At 61.4% G+C, this 19,859-nt stretch carries 13 protein-coding genes; 9 read left to right on the top strand and 4 right to left on the bottom strand.

All coding sequences use genetic code 11. The features are described 5' to 3' along the window. Positions 1–85 precede the first annotated feature (85 nt). The gene (locus JNA92_RS05245; protein WP_241803688.1) at positions 86–1,687 is read left to right on the top strand and encodes a putative bifunctional diguanylate cyclase/phosphodiesterase; all 1,602 of its coding nucleotides are present in this window, start codon (positions 86–88) and stop codon (positions 1,685–1,687) included. Positions 1,688–1,693: 6 nt separating this feature from the next. Here JNA92_RS05245 and JNA92_RS05240 read toward each other — a convergent pair whose 3' ends face one another. After that, positions 1,694–5,482, bottom strand: coding sequence for a leucine-rich repeat domain-containing protein (locus JNA92_RS05240; RefSeq protein WP_241803687.1), 3,789 nt, complete (start codon positions 5,480–5,482; stop codon positions 1,694–1,696). A gap of 313 nt (positions 5,483–5,795) precedes the next feature. Here JNA92_RS05240 and JNA92_RS05235 point away from each other — a divergent pair, with 313 nt between their 5' ends. The 7 genes from JNA92_RS05235 to JNA92_RS05205 all read left to right on the top strand — a co-directional run bounded on the left by JNA92_RS05235 (position 5,796) and on the right by JNA92_RS05205 (position 13,062). Further along, entirely contained in the window at positions 5,796–6,944 is a 1,149-nt protein-coding gene (locus JNA92_RS05235; protein ID WP_241803685.1) for a GNAT family N-acetyltransferase, read from the top strand. 73 nt (positions 6,945–7,017) lie between these two features. Continuing rightward, positions 7,018–8,136 (top strand): glycosyltransferase family 61 protein, encoded by a 1,119-nt coding sequence (locus JNA92_RS05230; RefSeq protein WP_241803683.1) that lies wholly within the window; start codon positions 7,018–7,020, stop codon positions 8,134–8,136. Positions 8,137–8,474: 338 nt separating this feature from the next. Continuing rightward, the gene (gene eppA, locus JNA92_RS05225; RefSeq protein ID WP_241803681.1) at positions 8,475–8,651 is read left to right on the top strand and encodes an EPS-associated small membrane protein EppA; all 177 of its coding nucleotides are present in this window, start codon (positions 8,475–8,477) and stop codon (positions 8,649–8,651) included. Between the two features lie 304 nt (positions 8,652–8,955). Further along, the gene (locus JNA92_RS05220) at positions 8,956–9,513 is read left to right on the top strand and encodes a polysaccharide biosynthesis/export family protein (protein WP_241803679.1); all 558 of its coding nucleotides are present in this window, start codon (positions 8,956–8,958) and stop codon (positions 9,511–9,513) included. 25 nt (positions 9,514–9,538) lie between these two features. Further along, on the top strand, positions 9,539–10,654 hold the full coding sequence (locus JNA92_RS05215) for a hypothetical protein (protein ID WP_241803678.1): 1,116 nt from the start codon (positions 9,539–9,541) through the stop codon (positions 10,652–10,654). A gap of 20 nt (positions 10,655–10,674) precedes the next feature. Continuing rightward, a complete protein-coding gene (locus JNA92_RS05210; protein ID WP_241803676.1) occupies positions 10,675–12,243 on the top strand; it encodes a GumC family protein in 1,569 nt (522 codons plus the stop codon). 12 nt (positions 12,244–12,255) lie between these two features. Continuing rightward, the gene (locus JNA92_RS05205) at positions 12,256–13,062 is read left to right on the top strand and encodes a CpsD/CapB family tyrosine-protein kinase (protein WP_241803674.1); all 807 of its coding nucleotides are present in this window, start codon (positions 12,256–12,258) and stop codon (positions 13,060–13,062) included. A 72-nt stretch (positions 13,063–13,134) separates the two neighbouring features. Here the strand turns inward: JNA92_RS05205 and galE are convergent, their stop codons facing one another. The 3 genes from galE to JNA92_RS05190 form a co-directional block, all read right to left on the bottom strand. Next, complete coding sequence (gene galE, locus JNA92_RS05200) at positions 13,135–14,097, bottom strand: UDP-glucose 4-epimerase GalE (protein WP_241803672.1); 963 nt, start codon at positions 14,095–14,097, stop codon at positions 13,135–13,137. Between the two features lie 75 nt (positions 14,098–14,172). Beyond that, positions 14,173–16,773, bottom strand: coding sequence for a glycosyl hydrolase family 5 (locus JNA92_RS05195; RefSeq protein ID WP_241803670.1), 2,601 nt, complete (start codon positions 16,771–16,773; stop codon positions 14,173–14,175). A gap of 4 nt (positions 16,774–16,777) precedes the next feature. Next, complete coding sequence (locus tag JNA92_RS05190) at positions 16,778–18,304, bottom strand: O-antigen ligase family protein (RefSeq protein WP_241803668.1); 1,527 nt, start codon at positions 18,302–18,304, stop codon at positions 16,778–16,780. A gap of 94 nt (positions 18,305–18,398) precedes the next feature. Here JNA92_RS05190 and JNA92_RS05185 point away from each other — a divergent pair, with 94 nt between their 5' ends. Beyond that, positions 18,399–19,775, top strand: a complete 1,377-nt coding sequence (locus tag JNA92_RS05185) for an oligosaccharide flippase family protein (RefSeq protein WP_241803666.1) — start codon at positions 18,399–18,401, stop codon at positions 19,773–19,775. Positions 19,776–19,859: the final 84 nt, after the last annotated feature.

Below are 19,859 nucleotides of genomic sequence, written 5' to 3'. Positions count from 1 at the left end.
CACCCGCCGAAAGAAAAATACCAGTCTGGCTCAATATTGCCCGCAGTGCGCCGATACAGAATTAATCGAGCGCATACCAAGGCCTATGACTCCGTCCAATACCCCACTACCTGATGAGCCGCCGCCCACCGGCCTGCCGCGCCGCTCCCTTGGCAGCCTGATGCCGGTAGGCTTTGCCCTGGTCGGCATCGCCCTGTCGGTGCTGCTGGGCAACCTGGACGTGCAACGCCAGCCTGGCGGCCTGTTGACCAGCCCTCTGGTCTCGCCGCTGCTCTGGTTCGCCCTGGCCTGTACGGGTTTGACCAGCCTGTTCCTGGCCTTGATCAACCGCAAGCAACGCCAGCTGCAGCAACGCAACCGAGAACTGCGTAGCTCCCAGGCGCAGCTTGAGCGGCTGGCCCATTACGACACCATCACTGGCTTGCCCAACCGCGTGCTGTTCCAGCAACAGCTGGCCGATGCCATTCTCAAGGGCGATGGCCTGGCTGTGCTGATGCTGGACATCGATGGCTTCAAACAGGTGAACGACAGCCTCGGTCATGCCATGGGTGACCTGTTGCTGCAGCAAGCCACCGCACGCTTTTTGCAGGAGCTGGACGCGGCTGACCGGGTATGTCGCCTGGGCGGCGACGAGTTCGTTTTCATGCTGCGCGGCACCCAAGGCCAGGTCAGCCATCAGGTTGGCCATCTGCTGCGTTGCCTGCAGCGGCCGTTCGACCTCAACGGCAGCACCGCCCTGGTGACCGGCAGTATCGGGCTGGCCAGGTGCCCGCAGCATGGCGAGGATGTCGGCAGCCTGCTGCGTCACGCCGATACGGCGATGTATGCAGCCAAAGAAAGTGGGCGCAACGCCTGGCGCCCTTACCACACGGATATGACAGCCCGCCTGCAGCAGCGCCTGGAGCTTGAGCGCAACCTGCGCCGTGCCTTGCAGGCGAACGAGTTCGAGCTGTGGTATCAACCCAAGGTCGACCTGTTCAGCGGCTGCGTGCAGGGTGTCGAGGCATTGCTGCGCTGGCGCGACCCGGTCCATGGCCTGGTGTCACCTGCCGAATTCATTCCGTTGGCCGAGCGTACGGGCTTGATCATCCCGCTAGGTGAGCGGGTGTTGGCGCTTGCCTGCGCTCAGATGGCCACCTGGCGTGACGAAGACCGCGTACCCGGGCCCATGGCGATCAACGTGGCGGCGCTGCAGATCGAGCGCAGCGACTATGTCTCCAGCCTGGCCCAGGCGCTGGAGTGTCACGGCCTGGCGCCGAGCCTGCTGGAAGTGGAAATCACCGAAAGTCTGCTGATGGAAAGCCAGCAACAGGCCTGTGAGGTACTGGCCCAATTGCAGGCCATGGGCGTGACCACGGCCGTGGACGACTTCGGCACGGGCTATTCTTCCTTGGCGTATTTGCGAGCGCTGCCGATCGATCACCTGAAGATCGATCGTGCGTTCATCAAGGACTTGCCGGACGATGACGATGCAGTGGCCGTGGCCCGGGCCATCATCGACCTGGGCCACGCGCTGGGCTTCCGGATCACTGCCGAGGGCATTGAAACCCAGGAGCAGTATGACTTCTTGCGCAACGCCGGATGCGACCAGGGGCAGGGCTATCTGCTGGCCCGGCCAATGCCGGCGGCGGACCTTGCGCGCTGGCTGGCGACCCGTACCGAGCGGGGCCGCCAGGGCAGCGCCTGACCCGCCTCAGAGATCCAACAGCAGGCTGGCTGGCGAGTCCAGCGCCAGCTCGCGGAAGGCGGGGTCTGTATCCATCCGCTCCAGGCGACGCCACAGTGATTCCAGGCCCGTCAGGGTGTCATCGTAATCGGCCGCGTCGTCGATCAGTTGGCGCAGCGCGCGTCGGTAGTGCAATGGCACCCGCGTCCACAGCTGCAGCCGCCTTGCACTGGCGTCGGCCAGCAGTGGCTGGTAGTCGATATCCGACACCAGCAGGTCCGCACCCTGCAACTGGTAATACTCTTCAATCTGCTCGCGAATGTGCGGCCCAAGCGCCGGGCTTTCCAGGGTCAGGGCATTGGCGGTGTCAACGGGCAGGGTGAAGCCCGGCGCCAGGCGCTGGAACTGGTTCTCGGACAGGTCGATGATCAACGCCGACTCCAGGCGCTCAAGGCCTTGGGGGAGTTCGGTCAGGCCGCAATTGACCAGGAACACCGAGCCAAGCCCCGGCAGGTGCTGCAGGTTCGGCGCCTGGAGCAAGGGGTTCTGAGACAGGTCCAGCACCCTCAACCCGGTCAGTCGCTCCAGCGCTGCCTGTGCGCGGGCGTCCCAGCTGATGCGGTTATGTTCAAGGTCAAGCCATTGCAGGTTGCCGGGTACCCGAAGCTCGGGAACCGCGTCGAAGCGGCAACGGCTCAAGGTCAGGCGCTGCAGTTGGGGCAGGCTTTGCAGCCAGTGTGCGGGCAACTCGCTCAGGGCGTTGTTACCGCTGAGGTCAAGGTCGGCGATGTGGCTCAAACCCGTTGGCAGTGTGAGGGACGCCAAGTCGCTGTTTTCAAGCTCGAAGTTTTTCAGGTCGAGGGCGTGGATGCGTTGGCCGGTGGACAGCACACGGATCGAATTCTGCTGCCAGGCGTTGAGAATCTTCCGCACGGCGGGCCGGCGCCGGGGAACGGCCGCCGCCCATCGATCAAGGTCGATGCGTACCTGCCTCAAGGCGTCTTCGCGAATTTGCAGTTCCGTTTGAGCAGAGCGCATCGTGTTACGCCAGTCTGCCTGTAAGCGTTCGACCTGCTCCTGGGTGATGCTGGGGTAAAGCCTGCGTAAGCGCGCCGGCACGCTCCGATCGAAGAACGGTGAACTGGGTACCTGTGGGGAGAGCGGTGCGCCACCGCGCAACCGGTGACGCAGGGCAGGGCGCTTGGCCTGGGGGCCCCAGAGGCGCAGTGGCCATTTCTCCCGCTCGGCAGCGGCCAGGTGTTGCGTATGCTCAGCCAAGGCTTGTGCGCTGCCCCAGGCCGCTTTCAGTTTCGCTGGCGCTGCGCTGTACAGCGCTTGGTAGGCGTCGCGGTACACGGGCCCGGCCACCGGGCGCTCGCCCTTGAACACTTCGTACCCCAGGTCAGACCTGAGCAACACGCAACGCTCGCTGGCCTGTTGCGCGCCGATGGCCGCTAGTAGGCGGCCCTCGGGATGGGTTTGGCGGATTTCCAGGCGCACGGGGTGTGGCCAGCCGGAATGCCGTTCAATGCAGGCCAGTAGCAAGCGTTCGCTGTCGCTGTCGGCCAGGCGTGGCTGGTACAGGCCCTCCAAGGCCCGGGCCAGGGGTAGATCGCGGGTGATCTGCTGGGCTTGCTGCTGCAGCCAGGCGGGGAGCGCACCTTGCGAGTGCCAAGCGGCCAATGCCTCTGGCGAGAGGCGCGCCAGCAGGCGCCTGGCCAGCGGTGGTGTCAACGGCGCATAGGCCTGGCACAGCCGCTGTTCGGCGGCGCTTGCCGTACGCTGGTAAATGCGCGTCAGTGCCGCGCCGCCCAGCTCGGGCATCTGCTCGGCCAGCGTAAGGCGCTCCAAACTATCGGCGAGCAGTGCAGGCGTGGCCTCACCGGCCAGGTGGACTGCCAGCAACTGTGCCCGGTCCACGCCACTGATGACCATGGCCTGCTGCAATTGCACATCGTCCAGGGTATCGACGGGCAAGCCGAGGCGCCGTATGCACTGGCTGTCGGACCAGCCCTGGGGCACCTCGTGCTCCCCCCGCCAGGCGCCCTCGCCGTTGTGTTCCAGCAACGGTTGGTAGGCCTTGGGGTCAGTCGGGTGGACTACCCTCCAGCGCGGGTCGGTACCACGCTGGGCTACTTCATACTGTTGTCCCTCCATGCGGATGAACTGCCTGCCCTGATAGGCTTGCAGCCCTTGCGGGTCGGCTTCAGGTTCTGCAGGTACCGGCTCGGTACGCGCGTAGCCTGTCAGGTCCGCTCGCCAGAGTCGCTTGCTGCCGTCCTGCAGCTTCACCGGTTCGAGGCTTTCCATCAGCGCGCTGTTGAACAGCTTCGGCAGCACCTTGCCTGCTGCATGCAACCCGCCGATCACAGCGAGGTTCAAACCGACCGCCTCGATGTGCTGCAAGGCCAGGTGGCGGTCGCCGATGCTCCACGCCTGGTAACCCTCGAACACCTCGCCAAGCAACTGGCAGGCGACTACCCCTGTCATCAGGGTGCCGACCCCGGGTATGAAGAAACCTGCAATCATCAGGGCGTTCAGGCCGATGCTTTGCCACTGGGCCATGCGCCGCTGGTGCGCCTGCCGGTCGAGCGCTGCGCTAGGCACTGCCAGGGCTGCGGCCTCGGCCTTGAGGCGTGCCACATGGTCGTCGTAGAGAAACGTCAGCAGGGGCGCCTCGATGGGGACAAGGGTCAGGTGCAGGTCGGCGCCCTCGCGCATCGACCACTGTTGATCCAAGGCACTGGTACCTGCGGCGTCGAGGTTCTGCTGCAGCAGGTCGAAGAAGCGGTAGCACTGCACGGATGACACGTAGCGCTGGAACGCGCGTCGGTACCCCGCTTGCAGCAAGTGGGTGGCCAGATGCTCGTGCACCCCTGCAAGGCTAGGGAACTGCAGCAGGCCCTGCTCATCACCCGGCAGGTACAACAGCAACCCCGCCTTGCCAGCGTCGATGATCAGGACTTCGTGCAGCGCGATGCCGAACAGCGATGGCTGCCAGCAGGGCAGAGGTGCATCGCCCAGGAGCGCCTCGATGACGTCACGGCCGGTGCCGGTGATGGTGTGGCGCAGCAAGGCCATGTCGGCGGCAAGCCGCAGGCGATCGCGCAGGGTGTTCATGAAAGCTGCGCGTACCGGGCTCGAGGGGGTTTCGAAGATCGAATGCAGGTGTTCCTGATACCGCTGCCCAATGTCCAGGTCGCGGCAACTGCTGGCGAAGCTGCTGGGGGAAAGCGGCAGCGGCTTGATGCGATATGACTCGGACGGCAGGTCGATGTCCACCAACGTATCGCTGTCGCCCAGGGTGGTCTGGCCGACGACCGTGGTTGCTTCGAACTGTGCATCACCGGCCAGTACCAGGGCACTGTCCTGGCTGAACGTAGGCTGCTGTTCAAAGTTGTGCAGGGCGGCTTCGAGCAGGCTGGTGGCTGTGTGGCCAGTGACGTAGGTGCCGAACGTGAACATGCGTTGAATATGGATGAGTTGGGTACTGCGCAGCGGCACCGACAGTTGGTGCTCGGTTTTGAGTCGTTGTCCGAGCAAGTCTTCGGCAAATTCGGCAACGTTCCGCAACCCAGCCGTGGCGCGCGCCAGCTGGTAGTTCGAGTTGTCTAGCCGGCGCTGGCTGGCAAGCACTGCTTCGCGCAGATCAGGTGCAGCATTGGCGAACCATGGCAGTTGTTCATCCAGGCCTTGTGCGGGCAGCACGCTCTCGCGCAAGCGCTGCCAGTGTTCAGGGTGCAGGGTTCTGGCCCATGCCGGTAGCTGTGCCTGGATCAGTTGCTGATGAGGGTTGTGATGGTCGAGATCAGTCATCGTCGGTACCTGCATGAGGGAAAGAGCCGGTAGCAGGCACCGTTTGCAGCGCAGCGGTGAGGTAGTTAACTACCCATTGCAGTAATTAATGACTAGAACCGTGCAGGAAAGAAAATTGACGTCATGAAATGAAGGCAGGTGATTGCAAGACGCCGCTTGCTAATGCGCGGGCTTGCATCTTAAATTGTTACTGAATGTTAGGCCGGCAAGGGGCAATGTTGTCGGAATATCAGTCGCTTACGTCACTGTCTTGAGCAATAACCCGCTTCTCTTCCGATAAGGCCGTTGGAATTCAAAGGACGTCGAAGAAGAAATGAAAGCGCACATGATGGCCGTAGCTCGAAAACTCATCTCGCCTTCGCTGCGTTACGAGATCAGAACCGTCTCAAACGTGTTACGCGACATGCTGGGGCGTGCGTGCTTCTGGCATTGGGAGGTCGCCCGGTTCAGGCTGCAGCAGGAAAGCCCCTACGAGATTCTGTACATCGGCCGAAAGCAACAGCGCGAGATGGCCAAGCTGTTGATAGGCGGCAAGGCGCAGCAGCAGGCACCACAACCCGAGGGCTCGGCGGGCAGCTTGCCCAGCCGCGTAGTCGTCAGTGAGTTACCCACCCTCGGTGCGCTGTCCGTTCCCCACTACCTGAGTGCCGTTGTACCGCTGGGGCGCTCGCTGGACGATATCACCGCGCGCTATGACAGTGAATTGCGCCGCAGTATCCGCAAGAACCGACCGCTCTATGAGATGAGGCAAACGCTGGCTGATGACGAAATCGCCATGGCCGACCGTGATCTGCTGCGGCCGTATGCCAGCGCACGGCAAGGCATCCATGCGGCGCAGTTTCCCACAGAGGAAGTGTTCCGCCTGGCCAAGGGTGTTGGCCGCCTGGACTTGATCACGTTGAACGGCGAGGTGGTTGCCTGCCACCTTGGCTGTGAGATAACCCGGGCGGGCAAGCGCTACTGGAGCACATTACGTTTCGGTTACTGCGAAGCCGTGTTTTCCGATGCCAAGAAACTGCGTGAGGTCAACTCCATCACCACCTACATGGCATTGGAGTGGGCCTTGGCCAATGGCTTCGACTACTACGACATCGGCCTTTGTCTGGCGCGCCCGGACGATGGGTTATTGAAGTGGAAACGCCGGCGCGGGGGGGATATCGACTCACTGGGCAACCACGCTTACATGTTCATCCGGCTACCCAAGACGGGCGTGGCGCGTTTTCTTTGGGACACGCCGCTGTTTGCGGTCGAAGGCGACAAGTTGACGCTGCACCTCGGTTTGCCGGAAGGGTCCAGTGATGAAGCGCTCGCCAGCCGCTACCACGAAATGGTGTTTGGCGGCTTGCACAAGATATACCTGTATGGGGCTAAAAGTTCGGGGGAATTGTTCTTCGAGAACTTGCGTCAACGCTATGCGAACTTGAAATCACCGCCCACGATGGAAAGGGTGTTGTCCAACTAACTTAGCGTCAAGGCCGGCCTGGATAAGGCCGTCGCTTGCAAGCTTTTATGGCGCTCTTATAAAGGGGCTTTCCATGGGTAGCGATATTTCTAAGTTCAGTTCGACGCTGATCTCCAGCGAAACTGCCTGGACACTGGCCGCCTACAAACACATCGCGAGAAAGCGGCTTGCCCGTAAAGCCGATATCGACATAAAGACTCGCGCGGTTAAAACCTGGGACATTGCACCCGCTGAGACCACCGTCTCTCCAGCGGCGTTTTTCCTGCCCAACCAGTTGGAGCGTGTGACCGGCTGGGAGGCCAAGCGTTTCTTCCCTCATGTTCACCCCGCCAGCACCATGCAAGGCGGTATCCGTGCGCAGCAAGGCCCGACACGGGGCTACCTGCTGAAGGATGTGTGGCTGATTGACGGGGCTTTGTACAAAGACGATGCCACCCACTGGCTGTCGTTGAAGCCCAGCACCTTTCCGCGGGTAACGGTGGACTACGAAATCGAGCGCGGTGCCGTGTATTGCACGCAAAACGGCAACACGTGGTTCGGTACCTGGTTGATGGAAAATTGCCCGACCTACGCACTGGCGCGCAACGAGGGCATCCCTGTTACCACGGCACCGTCAGCCAGGTTTCCACTGTTCACTCAAGCCCCGGGTTACGAGGCGTGGCTGGACATGGAGCCCTTGCGCTTGCGTAGCGCATTTTTCAAGGAACTGGTGCTGTTCGATGACGTGAGCAACAACAGCAGCCGGCATCGGCGCTACCGCGCCATGGGCGACAAGTTGCTGTCGCATGTGGACCCTGTGACGCACCCCGGCGTGTTCATTCTGCGCGGCTGTGAAGGGGAATTGCGGTTCATGCGCAATGAACTGGAGGTCGCCGAACACCTGCGCAGGCACCGTGGCTTTCGTGTCATCGACCCACTCAAATGCGATGTGCCGACCATCGTTGCGGCGTGCGCGGGGGCCAGGACGGTGATCGGCGTGGAAGGCAGCCAGCTGGTTCACGGCGTCAACGTACTGCGCTCAGGTGGCTCGCTGCTGACGCTGCAGCCGCCCAACCGCTTCGTCAGCTACTACAAGTACCTGACGGACCGTGACCATCAGCATTTCGGCTTTGTGGTCGGTATGCCGCAGGGCGATGGCTTCACGATCGCTATCGATGAGGTCGAACGTACCCTCGATCTTTTCCCGTCATAAGCGTGACGCGAAGCGCAATGATTCGCACTGTTTCTCGTCTTTGAAACACATCGTTCAAGCCGCGCCTGGGTGTGTCTATCCGCAGGCGAGCCATTGGGAGCCCAGATGAAAAACCCTTTTTTCCGCCATATCAATGAGTTGCTACAGGTTAGCCACCCTGAAAAGAGCCTGCATCTTCTGCGTGTCGAAAATTTGACTAATCAGGGGGTGGTCGATTGAGATTTATTATGGTGTCGGAACGTTGACGTAATGGCATCGTGCCCATAAGCTCAAATCAACAGCGATTCATTCCTCCGCCAAAAAACCATAATAAATTTTCCTCTTCGTAGGAGGGGACCATGCGCTCAACACTGTTCATCAAATCCATCTTTTTGTTGGTGTTATTGAGTGGGGCGGCACGGGCGGCTGACTCTTATATGAGCCAGACAAACATTGTTCCCCTGTCGACGGCTGGCTGGGTGTTCGCCTTTGCAGTAATCGGGTTTGTCGCAGTTGCCAACAGAAAGAAAATTTGAGGACGTTGTTATTACAAATACGAAGTACTTATCCGTGGTGCCAGTGAATTGACGCTAGATAACGGATGTTTAGGTCAAAGACGGGATCAGTCGCTTGTCAATTTTACAGCTGTTGCTATATTCCAGTAGCTGTCGCCCCAGGCGCAAATTGGCAGTGGCAGGCGAAGCGGCATTGCGGTAACAGGGCCTCCTGGATGCTTGAGGCCGTCGCAGCGCGATAACGGCTGCGAAGTGGAGCGAGAGGTTTTGTGTCGTTCTCATTCAGTGCTCTTGAACCTGGGCCGCAAGGCCGGAGGGATCCCTGATGGCGCGTTTGCTGATTTCCATCTTCTGCGTATTGGTGGCTTGGTCCGGCAGCAGTGTTGCTGATCAAGGCAATTCGGCGTATCTGCTCAGCCCCGGTGACAGGGTGCTGATTTCGGTCTGGCAGGAGGACACCCTTCGCCAGGAAACCGTCGTACTGCCCGATGGCAGCATCACCTTCCCTCTGGCAGGCCGTATCGATGTGGCAGGCCTGGACGTCACGGCGGTTGCCGCCAAGGTCACCGCCGGCCTGAAACCCTACCTGGCCGATCCCAACGTAAGCGTCGTCGTCACTGGCACGGCGGGCAACCTTGTGTATGTGCAAGGCAAAGTCATCAAGCCAGGGCCGGTGCCCATGGCAGGCCCTACGGCGGTGCTTCAGGCGCTGAGCATGTCGGGTGGAATGGACAAATTCGCCGACGAAAGTGCCATCAAGGTCATCCGCGGCAGCGGCCCCTCACAAAAGGTATTGCCGGTGCGCTACAAGGATCTGGTTTCTGGGCGCGACATGTCCACCAACTTCCAACTTCAGGCTGGCGATACGCTGGTCGTACCTTGACCCTTCCAATATATAAGAATCTCTAGTGCCTATTTTTAGACCAACGCATATTGCAACGGCAATGATGATGTTGCCGTTGTCTGGGGTGGTTCACGCCGCCATTTGGCAGTCTTCAGTCGTGGTGCCCACGTCTGTCGAGTACGACAGCAACCCGTTGCTCCTGACGTCCGAGGAGGAAGGTGTGACGCGTACCATCATTGCGCCCGACTACAGCCTGATCGGTCAGTTCGACCGCGACCAGTTGCGTCTGGGCCTGGGTGTCAACGTGCTGCGCTCATCCGATCGGTCGATCGTCGATGACCGAGAAGACCCCAAGTTGAGCCTGGGGTGGCAGCGCGAAACCCAGACCGGAGGCTTCGGTTTGCTGGCGCGTTACGAGGAAAGCTCCACGCTGTCCGGTGCGGTGCAGGACACCGGTGTGGTCACCACCGACGGCACCCAGAAGATGTCCACGCTCGAGGGCAACTGGAGCAGTGCGGTGACCGAGCGCAGTACGCTGGCCAACGTCCTTACCTATTCGCATGCCCGTTATGACATCAGTTCGCTGACCGGTTACGACGAGTTGTACAACACATCGACGTGGACCTACGCCTGGAGTGAGCGCACCGACATCATCACCGGTTTCGACGCCAGGCGTTATGAGCCGCAGGACGATACCACCGCAGTGTCTTCCAACAGCTACAGCCCGAACATCGGCGTCAGGCACCGTTTTTCCGAACGGTTCGAAGGCGAGGTGCATGTCGGCGTCAACAAGACCACGGGGTCTGGCGGCGGGCGCCGCGGTGAAGGTGGCATGTCGCTGTTCTACCGGGGTGAACGTGCCGACGCCAGCTTCAGCGCTGAGCGCAGCACCGTAGCCAACGCCGAGGGCGGCTTTGCCGAGCTCGACATGGTGCGCGGCAGCTGGAGCTACCTGGTCACCGAGCTCGACCGCGTAGGTGTGGATGCCTCCTGGCAGGACAGCAAAGGGGTGTCGCCAAACACCTTGCAAACCTATGGCGTGTGGGCCAGCCGCGCATTCTCACCGGCCTGGGACCTGCGTTTCTCGTTGATGTACAAGCAGCGCCAGCAAGACGGCTTGCCCGATGCTGACGCGACCATTGCCGGATTGACGTTGACGTACAGATATCCCGACATCTGACTCTCGCACGGGTGGCCACCATGAAATCGGACTACGAGCTTTCCCTTAAAGATTACATCGCCATCATCAAGGACCGCGCCTTGTTGCTGGGGGTGAGCATCGTGGTCGTGATTGCGGCAACCATCGGGGTGGCCGTCACGGTGCCGCCCCTTTACCAGTCGACCGGCACCATCCTGGTGGAGTCGCAGCAGATTTCCCCGGAGCTGGTCTCGGCCAACAACAACAGTTTTGCCGATGAGCGCATCGAGGTCATTCGTCAGCGCGTCATGACCCGCGAGAACCTGCTGAAGATCATCGACAAGTACAACCTGTTCGCCGACAAGGGCAGGCGCTTCAGTGAAACCGACAAGATCGAGCAGATGCGCAGCGCGATCGCCGTGGCCACGCTCAGTACCTATGTCAAAGGCCGTGGCGAGGCGACGGTCGCGTTCACGGTTTCGTACGAGGACAAGCGCCCTGAAGTTGCCAAGGAGGTGGCCGACGAACTGGTGACGCTGTTTCTCAACGAAAACATGAAGCAGCGCACCGAACGGGCAACCGAGACCACCGAATTCCTTACCCAAGAGGCGAACAAGCTGGGCGCCGAGTTGGCTGCACTCGAGAACAAGCTGGCGGATTTCAAGCAGGCGCACGCCAATGCCTTGCCTGAGAACCAGCAGTTGCGCATGAGCATGTTGTCGCGCTCGGAGCTGGAGTTCCGCGAGGTCGATCGTGACTACAAGGCCGCCCAGGAAGAGCTGCGTTACCTGGAGCTGGAACTGGCGGCCGCCAATGCGGGGGTGCCCGCGCAGGCGGCTGGCGGCAGGCCTGCCGCGGCGGACCAACCCCAGGACCTGGCCAGCCTCAAGGCTGAGTATGCCCGGCTGTTGACCAGGTACACCCCGGCGCACCCCGATGTGGTGGCCGTCAAACGCAAGATCGACCTGCTCAAGGCGTCGGGCGAGAAGGGGATCGCCGCTGCGGCGGCCATGAATCTCGATGCTGCCAGGGTACGCACCAAAATGGCGGCTACTCAGTCGCGCATCGCATCGCTTGCTGAACAGAAACGGCAGCTGACGGCCAAGATGGAAGGCTATGAGGCCGATATTCTCGAGGCTCCGCAGGTGGAGCGCGGCTTGGTCACGCTGATGCGTGACCATGACAACGCGCGCAAGAAGTATGAGGAAATCCGCAACAAGGAAATGGGCGCGAAGATCACCGAAAGCCTGGAGCAGGAAAACAAGGCCGAGCGCTTCGTGCTGCTGGAGCCGCCTTTGATGCCGGAAAAACCGGTCAAGCCCAACCGCAAGAAAATTGTCGCATTGGGCCTGGTGTTGGCGCCGGCAGTGGGTGGCGGGCTGGTGATGCTGTTGGAAATGCTCAACCAGCGTATCCGCGGTGTCGGTGCCCTGGAAAGCGTGCTGGGCAAGCGCGTGCTGGTGGCCGTGCCGTACATTTCCACCCAGGCCGATGTAGCCAGGCGCCGCAAGTGGCGGGTGCTGCTGGCCAGCGCCGGGTTGTTACTGATTGCTATGCTGATGGTGGTCGTCCATGTGTTCTACATGCCACTGGACCTCTTGCTGTTTAAAGCTATGGCTCGGTTTGAATAGGGAAGCGCAGCGATGGACAGAATTACGCCGGCTATCGGAAAGAACATTCATCAGGTTTCTCCCTCTCCCGCTGAAACGCCAAAGGCGCCGCTCGTGCCGCAGCAGCCCGAAGCCTTGGGGCAATTCGACTACGTGCAGACCAAGGTGGTGCCGCTGCGGGCGGAGCACCTGGAACGCAACCGGATCGTCTCCTACAACAAGAACTCGAACATGAGCGGGGCCATCGACCTGCTGCGCACGCAAGTGTTGCAGGCCATGGAAGAAAACGGCTGGCGGACGTTGGCGATCACGTCGCCGACACCCGAGGCGGGCAAGACGGTACTGGCTGTCAACCTGGCCATGAGCATCGCCCACCACACCACCAAGACCGCATTGCTGGTGGACTTCGACCTGCGCCGACCCAGGGTTGGCAGTAGCCTTGGCCTGCCCATGGACAAAGCGCTGAACGAGCTCCTCAAAGGCGAGGCCTGGCTGGAAGAGGTTCTGGTCAACCCGACCTTGCCGCGGTTCGTGGTGTTGCCGACGCGCGAACCGATACCGATGTCCACCGAGATGTTGTCATCGCCCAAGGTCAACAGCCTGATCAGCGACCTGCGCGACCGCTACGACTCGCGCATCTGCATTTTCGATCTGCCACCGCTGTTGAGTTCCGACGATGCATTGACCGTCTTGCCGAAGTTCGACTGTGTGCTGCTGGTGGTGGCCAATGGGGTGAACAGCAAGAAGGACATCGAGGATTGCCTGCATCATCTGGCGACAGCGAACCTGATCGGGGCGGTATTGAACAAGGCGGATGAGCAACCGCGGCCTTACTACTGAGCCTTTGATTGCTGAAGCAAGGAGCTGGCTGACCAGGCTTGCTCCTTGCTTGCGCTTGCTGTTGCGCTCACCTCATTGCCAGGGGTATTGAAGCTCCCATTCCCAGGCGTGCCGCACGATCTGCTCCAGTGAATCGAAGCGTGGTTGCCATCCCAGCACCCCCCTGGCCCGTGCAGCGTCCGCCACCAGCCTGGCCGGGTCGCCATCGCGGCGGGCTGCCTCGACCACGTTGATCTGCCGCCCGGTCACGACCCGGGCGGTGTCGATCACCTCCTGCACGGAAAACCCAAGGCCATTGCCCAGGTTGAACGCCGTGCTTGCGCCACCGGCCAACAGGTAATCCACCGCCAGCGCGTGTGCCGACGCCAGGTCGGCCACATGCACGTAATCACGGATACAGCTGCCGTCGGGGGTGTCGTAATCATGGCCGAACACCGTGATCGCATCGCGCCGGCCAGAGGCCGCCTGCAGGATCAACGGGATCAGGTGGGTTTCCGGTTCGTGGCATTCGCCCAGCAAACCTTCCGGGTCGGCGCCCGCCGCATTGAAGTAACGCAGGCACACCGAGCGCAACCCGTAGGCGCGGTCGAAGTCCTGAAGGATCTGCTCCACCATCCACTTGCTGCGCCCGTAGGGGTTGATCGGCACCTTGGGGTGCTGCTCATCGATGGGGATGTACTGTGGGTCGCCGTAAACGGCTGCCGTAGAGGAGAACACCAGGTGCTCGATCCCCGCTCGCACCATGGCATCGAGCAGGGTCAGCGTGGCAGCGACGTTGTTCTGGTAATACTTGCACGGGTCGCTGACCGACTCGGCCACCTGGATGAACGAGGCAAAATGGAAAACCGCATCGAAGTGGCAGTCGTCGAACAGGGCATCGAGCGCGTGCGTATCTGCGATATCCAGCTCGACCCATTCGATAGCGGGGCCGGTGGCCACGGTATCCGCTACCACCACTTCATGCCCGGCGGCCAACAGGTGCTTGACCATGTGTGAGCCGATGTAGCCTGAACCCCCGACAACCAAGTACTTCATCCAATCCTCCTGGAACAGAAGCAGCGTCGAATGCCTGGAATACAGGTCTGAATTGACTCTAGATGGCGATATGCCCTATTTCAAGAAAAGCCAGTTGGCCATGCTGCGGCCATTGAAACGGATGATGTAACGCCCTTGTTCGTAGCTCGACGCCAGCACCTGCTCCTGGCCGTCGGGCGTGCGGCCGTAGAGTTTCAAGCCTGCTGGCGCCTTGACGCTCAAGGTGCCTCCGAGCGGCTCGACGTGAAACGGGGTCATGTCGTCGGGCCGGGGCACGGCACGGGTACCCAGTGAAATCAGCAGGCTGCGCGACTGGTTCAACGGCTTGGTATCGAGGCTTTGTACCACCACGCTGGCATACGCGGTTTTCAGCTGCAGCTGGATGTCGCCAAGGTCCATGGCCTGGCCACCCAGCCAGCCGGTCGCGGCCTGGGTCGAGGGCGTGTCGATGGTGTACACGCCCCGTTGCCAGTTGCGCCGCAGTTGCCCGGTGTCGGTGACCGACTCGCGGGCGTTGGCATCGAGCAGTGACTGGTCCGGGTCGTGCAGTACCTGCGCATCGGCGGGAATGGTACTGGCCTGCAGCCACGGCAGTTGCGCCGTCTGGGGCATGGCGATCTGCAGTTGGCCCTTTTCCATGGCGGTGCGCAGCAGCACCGAGGTAGTGGGTGTGATCGCCCTGTTGAACAAGGTCTCTGCAGTGGGTGCGAAGACGTAGCGGGTTGTCGCCAGCTGCACGTCCTCGCGGCGGTAGAGCAGGGCGGCGGCAGGCAGGGTAGCCATCAGCGCCGGGTCGTTGTAGGCATTCCAGTTGTCTGCGCGGCGCCACTGGCTGAAAAAGGCCTGCTGGCTGTAGGCGTACTGCATGATGGCGTCCCAGCCCTGGTGGCTGGCCGTGGCAGCCACATACAGCGGCAACGAGTGGCGGTCAGGCAGCGGGAAGGGTTCGGCGTTCCACTCAGTGACCGTCATCGGCAGGCCCACCACCTGAGCGGCGCCGAGCCAGTTGATCAAGCCATCGCTGGTCAACGGGTTTTTCTCCAGCTGCCCGATGCCGCCATAGCTATGGGCATCGATCACGTCACCGGTGGTCAGCGACGGCAGCGAGGACAAGCCGTTGCCGCCCCAGGTGCTGGTGGTGGAGATGGGGACCTTGACCCCGATGTGGCGCAGGTCAGTGATCATGTCGGCGAAGACCCGGTGTTCCAGGTCGTTGAGGAACAGCTTAGAGGGCCCGTGCTCCCAGGCGCGCCAGGTCTTGTCCGCCGGCAGGTTCTGGCGGCTGGCGAACGCCTTGGCTTGGTCCATGTACAGCCGGCTGTGGCGGGGCACGCCTTTGTCCGGCAACAGCGCGTTGCCAAAGTGCTGGGTGATGTCGTTTTCGTTGGTGAGCAAAATGGCCGCGATGGCCGGGTCGTCCTTGTAGGCAAGCCCGGTATAGCGGTTGACGTGGGTCATGTAGCGTTCGGCGAAGCGCTTCATGGCCTGGGCAATGGTGACGTTGACGTAGGCATAGCCCTTCACGCCAGCGACGCCTTGCTCTTTGGGCAGCTCATCGAAGGCGTAGATGTTGTCGTTGGCGGTCAGGATGCGCGAGACGTTCATGTCGAGCCAGACATACACGCCTTCGTCCTTGAGGCATTTGATCCACCAGTCGATCTTCCTCAGCGATTCGGCGTCCAGTTGCTCGGTGTTGTTGATCTGCGTGAGGTCGCCGAAGATGTTCGGGCTCACCCACGGGGAGTCATGGTGGTGCAGCCGTACCAGGTTGAAGCCCAGTGCCGACAGCCGCTTGGCCTGCGCCTTGATTTCATCGTCCGGTGTCTTGAACAGCGCATAGGCCGACAGGTTGGTGCCCCAGAAACGCGCCGGAGTGTTGTCGGCAAACACCAGTCGTTCACCCGAAGCTTTGACGAAACCACGCTTGCCGGCTGGTTTTTCCCCGGCGTTGAGAAACGAAAGGTCCACCGGTGACGTGCGCCAGTCCAGCTGGTCGTCCGGCCATTGCGTGGGGTCGGCCAGGCCGAAGCGTTCGCTGGGCGTGGGGCCGATGGCGACGTCCCCGCTCACGGTCAGCGCCGCCTCGATCTGTTGGCGGCCAGGCAGAATCGGGTCGGTGTAGAAAAAGGTTCGCACCTGGCTGGTGTCGCCGCGCTCGAAATAGACCTTGGCCAACGGGGGATCGAAGCGCATTTCCACGTGCGGGCCTTCGCTGTTCTTGCCCCAGGCCCAGCCACGGTTGCCGGGCAACAGCACCGGATCGCCCATTTCCCCGGCGATCAGCGCGGGGTCGAAGCGCCAGACGATGCCACCGCCCATGACATCGTCTTGCTTGCTCTGTGCCTGCAGGTCGAAGTGCCAGGTCAAGGTTTGCTCCTGGTCCTTCTGGATATCGGCCTTGAGGTCGAAATCAAGGTCCTTGTTCCGCCCCGTCAGGGTGTAGCGGTAAGGTCCCTGAACCTTGAGTGTGGGGTAGAAGCCCGTCCAGCTCCAGTCTGGCCCCCAGAAGTCGAAGCTTGAGACAAAGGCCGGGCCGCCGCCGCGCGTCAGGGTGGGCAGGCCGTTCTGTTCGTCGACACTGACAACCCAGTCCGACGCCATGCCGGCCAGCGGCAGCATCAGCAGGCCAACCAGTGCCGTTGCCCGGGCCAAGGGGCAGAATGAAGTGCCGGTCATTGAACTACCTCGGTTGCAGGGTGGCGTTGGCTGGGTGTTCGGCATCGGCAAAAGCGTGCCTGCGTACCATCTGGATGTAGGCGATGCCGAGCCCGGCAATCGACCAGTACACCACCGGGATGACCGTGATGCTGCTGACCGTGAAAATGGTTACCAGAATGCCCAGCAATGTCGCCAGCAGCACCCGGCCGAGCTGACGGTAAGGATCATTCCTGTCGGGGAAGGTGCGCATGCTCTTGTTGATGCCCATCAGCACGCAGGCGAAGAACCCTACGAACAGCCCCAGCCCCACCAGGCCGATCCGCAGTGCCAGGCCGATGTAGGTGTTGACGATGTCGATGATGCCTTCGCCCTGGATCATCGATTGCATTTCCGGCGTGTTGCGGAAATCGAACGAACCGAACAACGGGTAGCGCTGAATGACGATCCACGAATTGTCGAGCAAACGCTCGCGGTAGGTGATGTTCTCATTGTCCACGCTGCCGATGAACGGCAGCAGGTCGAGGATCTTGTCGCCGCCAGGCACGACGCTCAGCAGCGGAATGCTCAGCACCCCTGCCAGGGCGAGCAGGGACAAGCGGGTGGCCGCACGCTTGCCCATGGCGATGAACACGACAATCATCACTGCCGCGCCCACCCAGGGGCCGCGAGACAGGGGGGCAAACAGGCCAGCGGCCAGCAGCAAGGCCCCAAGGTTGCGTTGCAGCTGGCTGCGCACAAAGCCCTGCACGAACAGGAACAGGCCAATCGCAACCGTAATCACATAGCCCAGGGCAATGGCCTGGCCGGCGGTGACGCTGGCACGCAAGGAACCGCCCCGGCTCAGGTAGCCTTTCATGCTCCATTCCACACCCAAGGCGTCGAGCAGGGCGTTGTACAGCAGCCAGTGGCGGGCGTACTCAGCCACCGCCAGCAGCGACAGGACCATTGCCGCAATGACGAAGGCCAGCATCGCGTCCTTGAAGTCACTGAGCTCTCTCAGCCCGCGGCTGGCGACGTAGTAGGGCAGGAACACGTCGACATACAGGTACACCGCCTGGCGCAGGGTATCGGTGATCGTGGTCTCGCGCAGGTACAGCAGCCCCATCAGCAACAGGCTGGCGGCCAGCAGCTTGTCGGCCCACAGGCGGCCGAAACGCAGCGTGCCGCTCTGCTTGCTCAGCACCAGTGCGGCGGGAAGCAACACGCACAAGGTCAGGATGCGTTGATGGTTCAGCTCGATCAGGTAGTTGACCACGCCAAACCCGGGCACTTCTTTCGAAGCGGGCGGGATGACGAACAGCAACAGGAAGAACAGCGCCATGGGGTTGCGCTCCCGGCGCCTGGCCGTGAGCAGGATGACGGCGGCAACGGCGGTGTAGATCCAGTAGCTGTGCGCGAAAAAGGCCACCAGTGTCAAGGCGAACCACAGGTTGCGGCGGCGCTTGAAATCGCCCTCGGCAATCAGGTCCGTCGCCGGGCTGCGCGCGAGAAAGAACACCACGCAAGCCAGGAATAAAATGACGATCAGCGCACGTAAATGTTCGGGCATGGGAGCGTTCACCTGTCCCTGGGTGGATGGGCACTAGCATCATGGCTAATTGAAACTATAGTGACTTCTAGCCATTCAGTCAGAGATTCAAGTCATGCCGTCGATTGATGTGCAAGCACCTGCCAGTCTGCGCAAGCGTGCCATGGGCGCAGGCGCATGGAACCTGGTCTCGCTGGTGGCCTCGCAGGTGCTGCGCCTGGGCGGCAACCTGATCATGGCGCGGATACTGCTGCCGGAAATGTTCGGGGTCATGGTCATCGCCACGACCGTTTCTGTGCTGTTGCACCTGCTGTCCGATGTCGGCCTGCGGCAGAACATCATTCAAAGCCACCGCGGCGACGACCCCTTGTTCCTCAACACGGCCTGGACGGTGCAGATCGTGCGCGGCTTCACGCTGTTCACGCTGACGCTGCTGTTGGCCCTCGGCGCCTGGTGGGCGCAATTGGCCGATCTGTGGCCGGCGCATTCCACCTATGCTGCCCCAGAGCTACCGCTGGTGCTGGCGGTGACCGGCATTTCAGCGATCATCTGGGGGTTCCAGTCCACCAAGATAGACGTCGCGGTACGCGCCTTCCAGCAAAAGCGCGTGGTGCTGATAGAACTCGCCTCGCAGGTCGTCGGGTTGATCACGATGCTGGTCATCGGGTATTTCACACGGTCCATCTGGTCGTTGGTGATCGCCGGGCTGGCCTCGGCACTGGTTGGCACGCTGCTGGGCCACTTCGCCTTGCAAGGCCCGCACAACCGGCTGCAATGGGACCGTGCAGCGCTGACCGAACTGATCGTGTTCGGCCGCTGGATACTGCTGTCTTCGATGGTCGGGGTGCTGGCCATGTATGGCGACCGCATCTGGTTCGGCGGCACGATGACGGTGGCGCAGCTTGGGGTGTATTCCATTGCCGTGCTGATTCTGGGGTCGATCCAGACCGGCTTGCTCAAACTGGTTGCGTCAGTGGCGCTTCCGGCCTTCAGCGAGGCGGCCAGGGAAGGTGACCATGCGCGGCTGAAAAAACTCTACTTCCACTTCAGGCTGCTGGTCGATCTGGTCATGCTGTTCCTGTGTGGCGGCTTCCTGACCGCCAGCCCACTGCTGATCGGCTGGATGTACGATGATCGCTATGCCGGCGCAGGCCCAATGCTGGCTATTCTGTCGCTGTCGTTCTTCACCTTGCGCTATACCTTGGCACATCAGTTGTGGATTGCCTTGGGCCATACCAAGTACCAGGCCATGGACAACATCATCCGGCTCGTCTCGTTGTGGACACTGATACCGTTGTTGCTGTTCATGGGCGGAGTGAAGTACGCCATCTGGGGTGCCGCACTGCATACCTTCCCGACGCTGGTACTGATTGTCTATGTCAATGCCAAGCTGAATATCTGGAGTTTCAAGCGTGAACTGGTAGTGCTACCGATGTTGGCGGTCGGTGCAGCGTGTGGGTTGCTGATCACGCGCTTTTTCGAATGGCTCTGAAGCCTTCCCGGCAGGCTGCTCAATAAGAAACCGGGCTAGATAAAACCAACGGCATAGGTCTTGTGATCATGGGGAAGCTACAGT

Source organism: Pseudomonas putida (assembly GCF_022627325.1).
In the GTDB taxonomy this organism is placed as follows: Bacteria; Pseudomonadota; Gammaproteobacteria; order Pseudomonadales; family Pseudomonadaceae; genus Aquipseudomonas; species Aquipseudomonas putida_X.
The sequence above is the reverse complement of the archived record's forward strand: the minus strand, read 5'-3'. Positions and strand labels throughout refer to the sequence as shown.

What these genes read in the sequence shown, in the direction of transcription:
- JNA92_RS05235 (WP_241803685.1), top strand. Translation starts at nt 5,796, where the DNA reads ATGAAAGCGCACATGATGGCCGTAGCTCGAAAACTCATCTCGCCTTCG.
- eppA (WP_241803681.1), top strand. Translation starts at nt 8,475, where the DNA reads ATGCGCTCAACACTGTTCATCAAATCCATCTTTTTGTTGGTGTTATTG.
- JNA92_RS05220 (WP_241803679.1), top strand. Translation starts at nt 8,956, where the DNA reads ATGGCGCGTTTGCTGATTTCCATCTTCTGCGTATTGGTGGCTTGGTCC.
- galE (WP_241803672.1), bottom strand. Translation starts at nt 14,097, where the DNA reads ATGAAGTACTTGGTTGTCGGGGGTTCAGGCTACATCGGCTCACACATG.
- JNA92_RS05210 (WP_241803676.1), top strand. Translation starts at nt 10,675, where the DNA reads ATGAAATCGGACTACGAGCTTTCCCTTAAAGATTACATCGCCATCATC.
- JNA92_RS05190 (WP_241803668.1), bottom strand. Translation starts at nt 18,304, where the DNA reads ATGCCCGAACATTTACGTGCGCTGATCGTCATTTTATTCCTGGCTTGC.
- JNA92_RS05205 (WP_241803674.1), top strand. Translation starts at nt 12,256, where the DNA reads ATGGACAGAATTACGCCGGCTATCGGAAAGAACATTCATCAGGTTTCT.
- JNA92_RS05230 (WP_241803683.1), top strand. Translation starts at nt 7,018, where the DNA reads ATGGGTAGCGATATTTCTAAGTTCAGTTCGACGCTGATCTCCAGCGAA.
- JNA92_RS05245 (WP_241803688.1), top strand. Translation starts at nt 86, where the DNA reads ATGACTCCGTCCAATACCCCACTACCTGATGAGCCGCCGCCCACCGGC.
- JNA92_RS05240 (WP_241803687.1), bottom strand. Translation starts at nt 5,482, where the DNA reads ATGACTGATCTCGACCATCACAACCCTCATCAGCAACTGATCCAGGCA.
- JNA92_RS05195 (WP_241803670.1), bottom strand. Translation starts at nt 16,773, where the DNA reads ATGACCGGCACTTCATTCTGCCCCTTGGCCCGGGCAACGGCACTGGTT.
- JNA92_RS05185 (WP_241803666.1), top strand. Translation starts at nt 18,399, where the DNA reads ATGCCGTCGATTGATGTGCAAGCACCTGCCAGTCTGCGCAAGCGTGCC.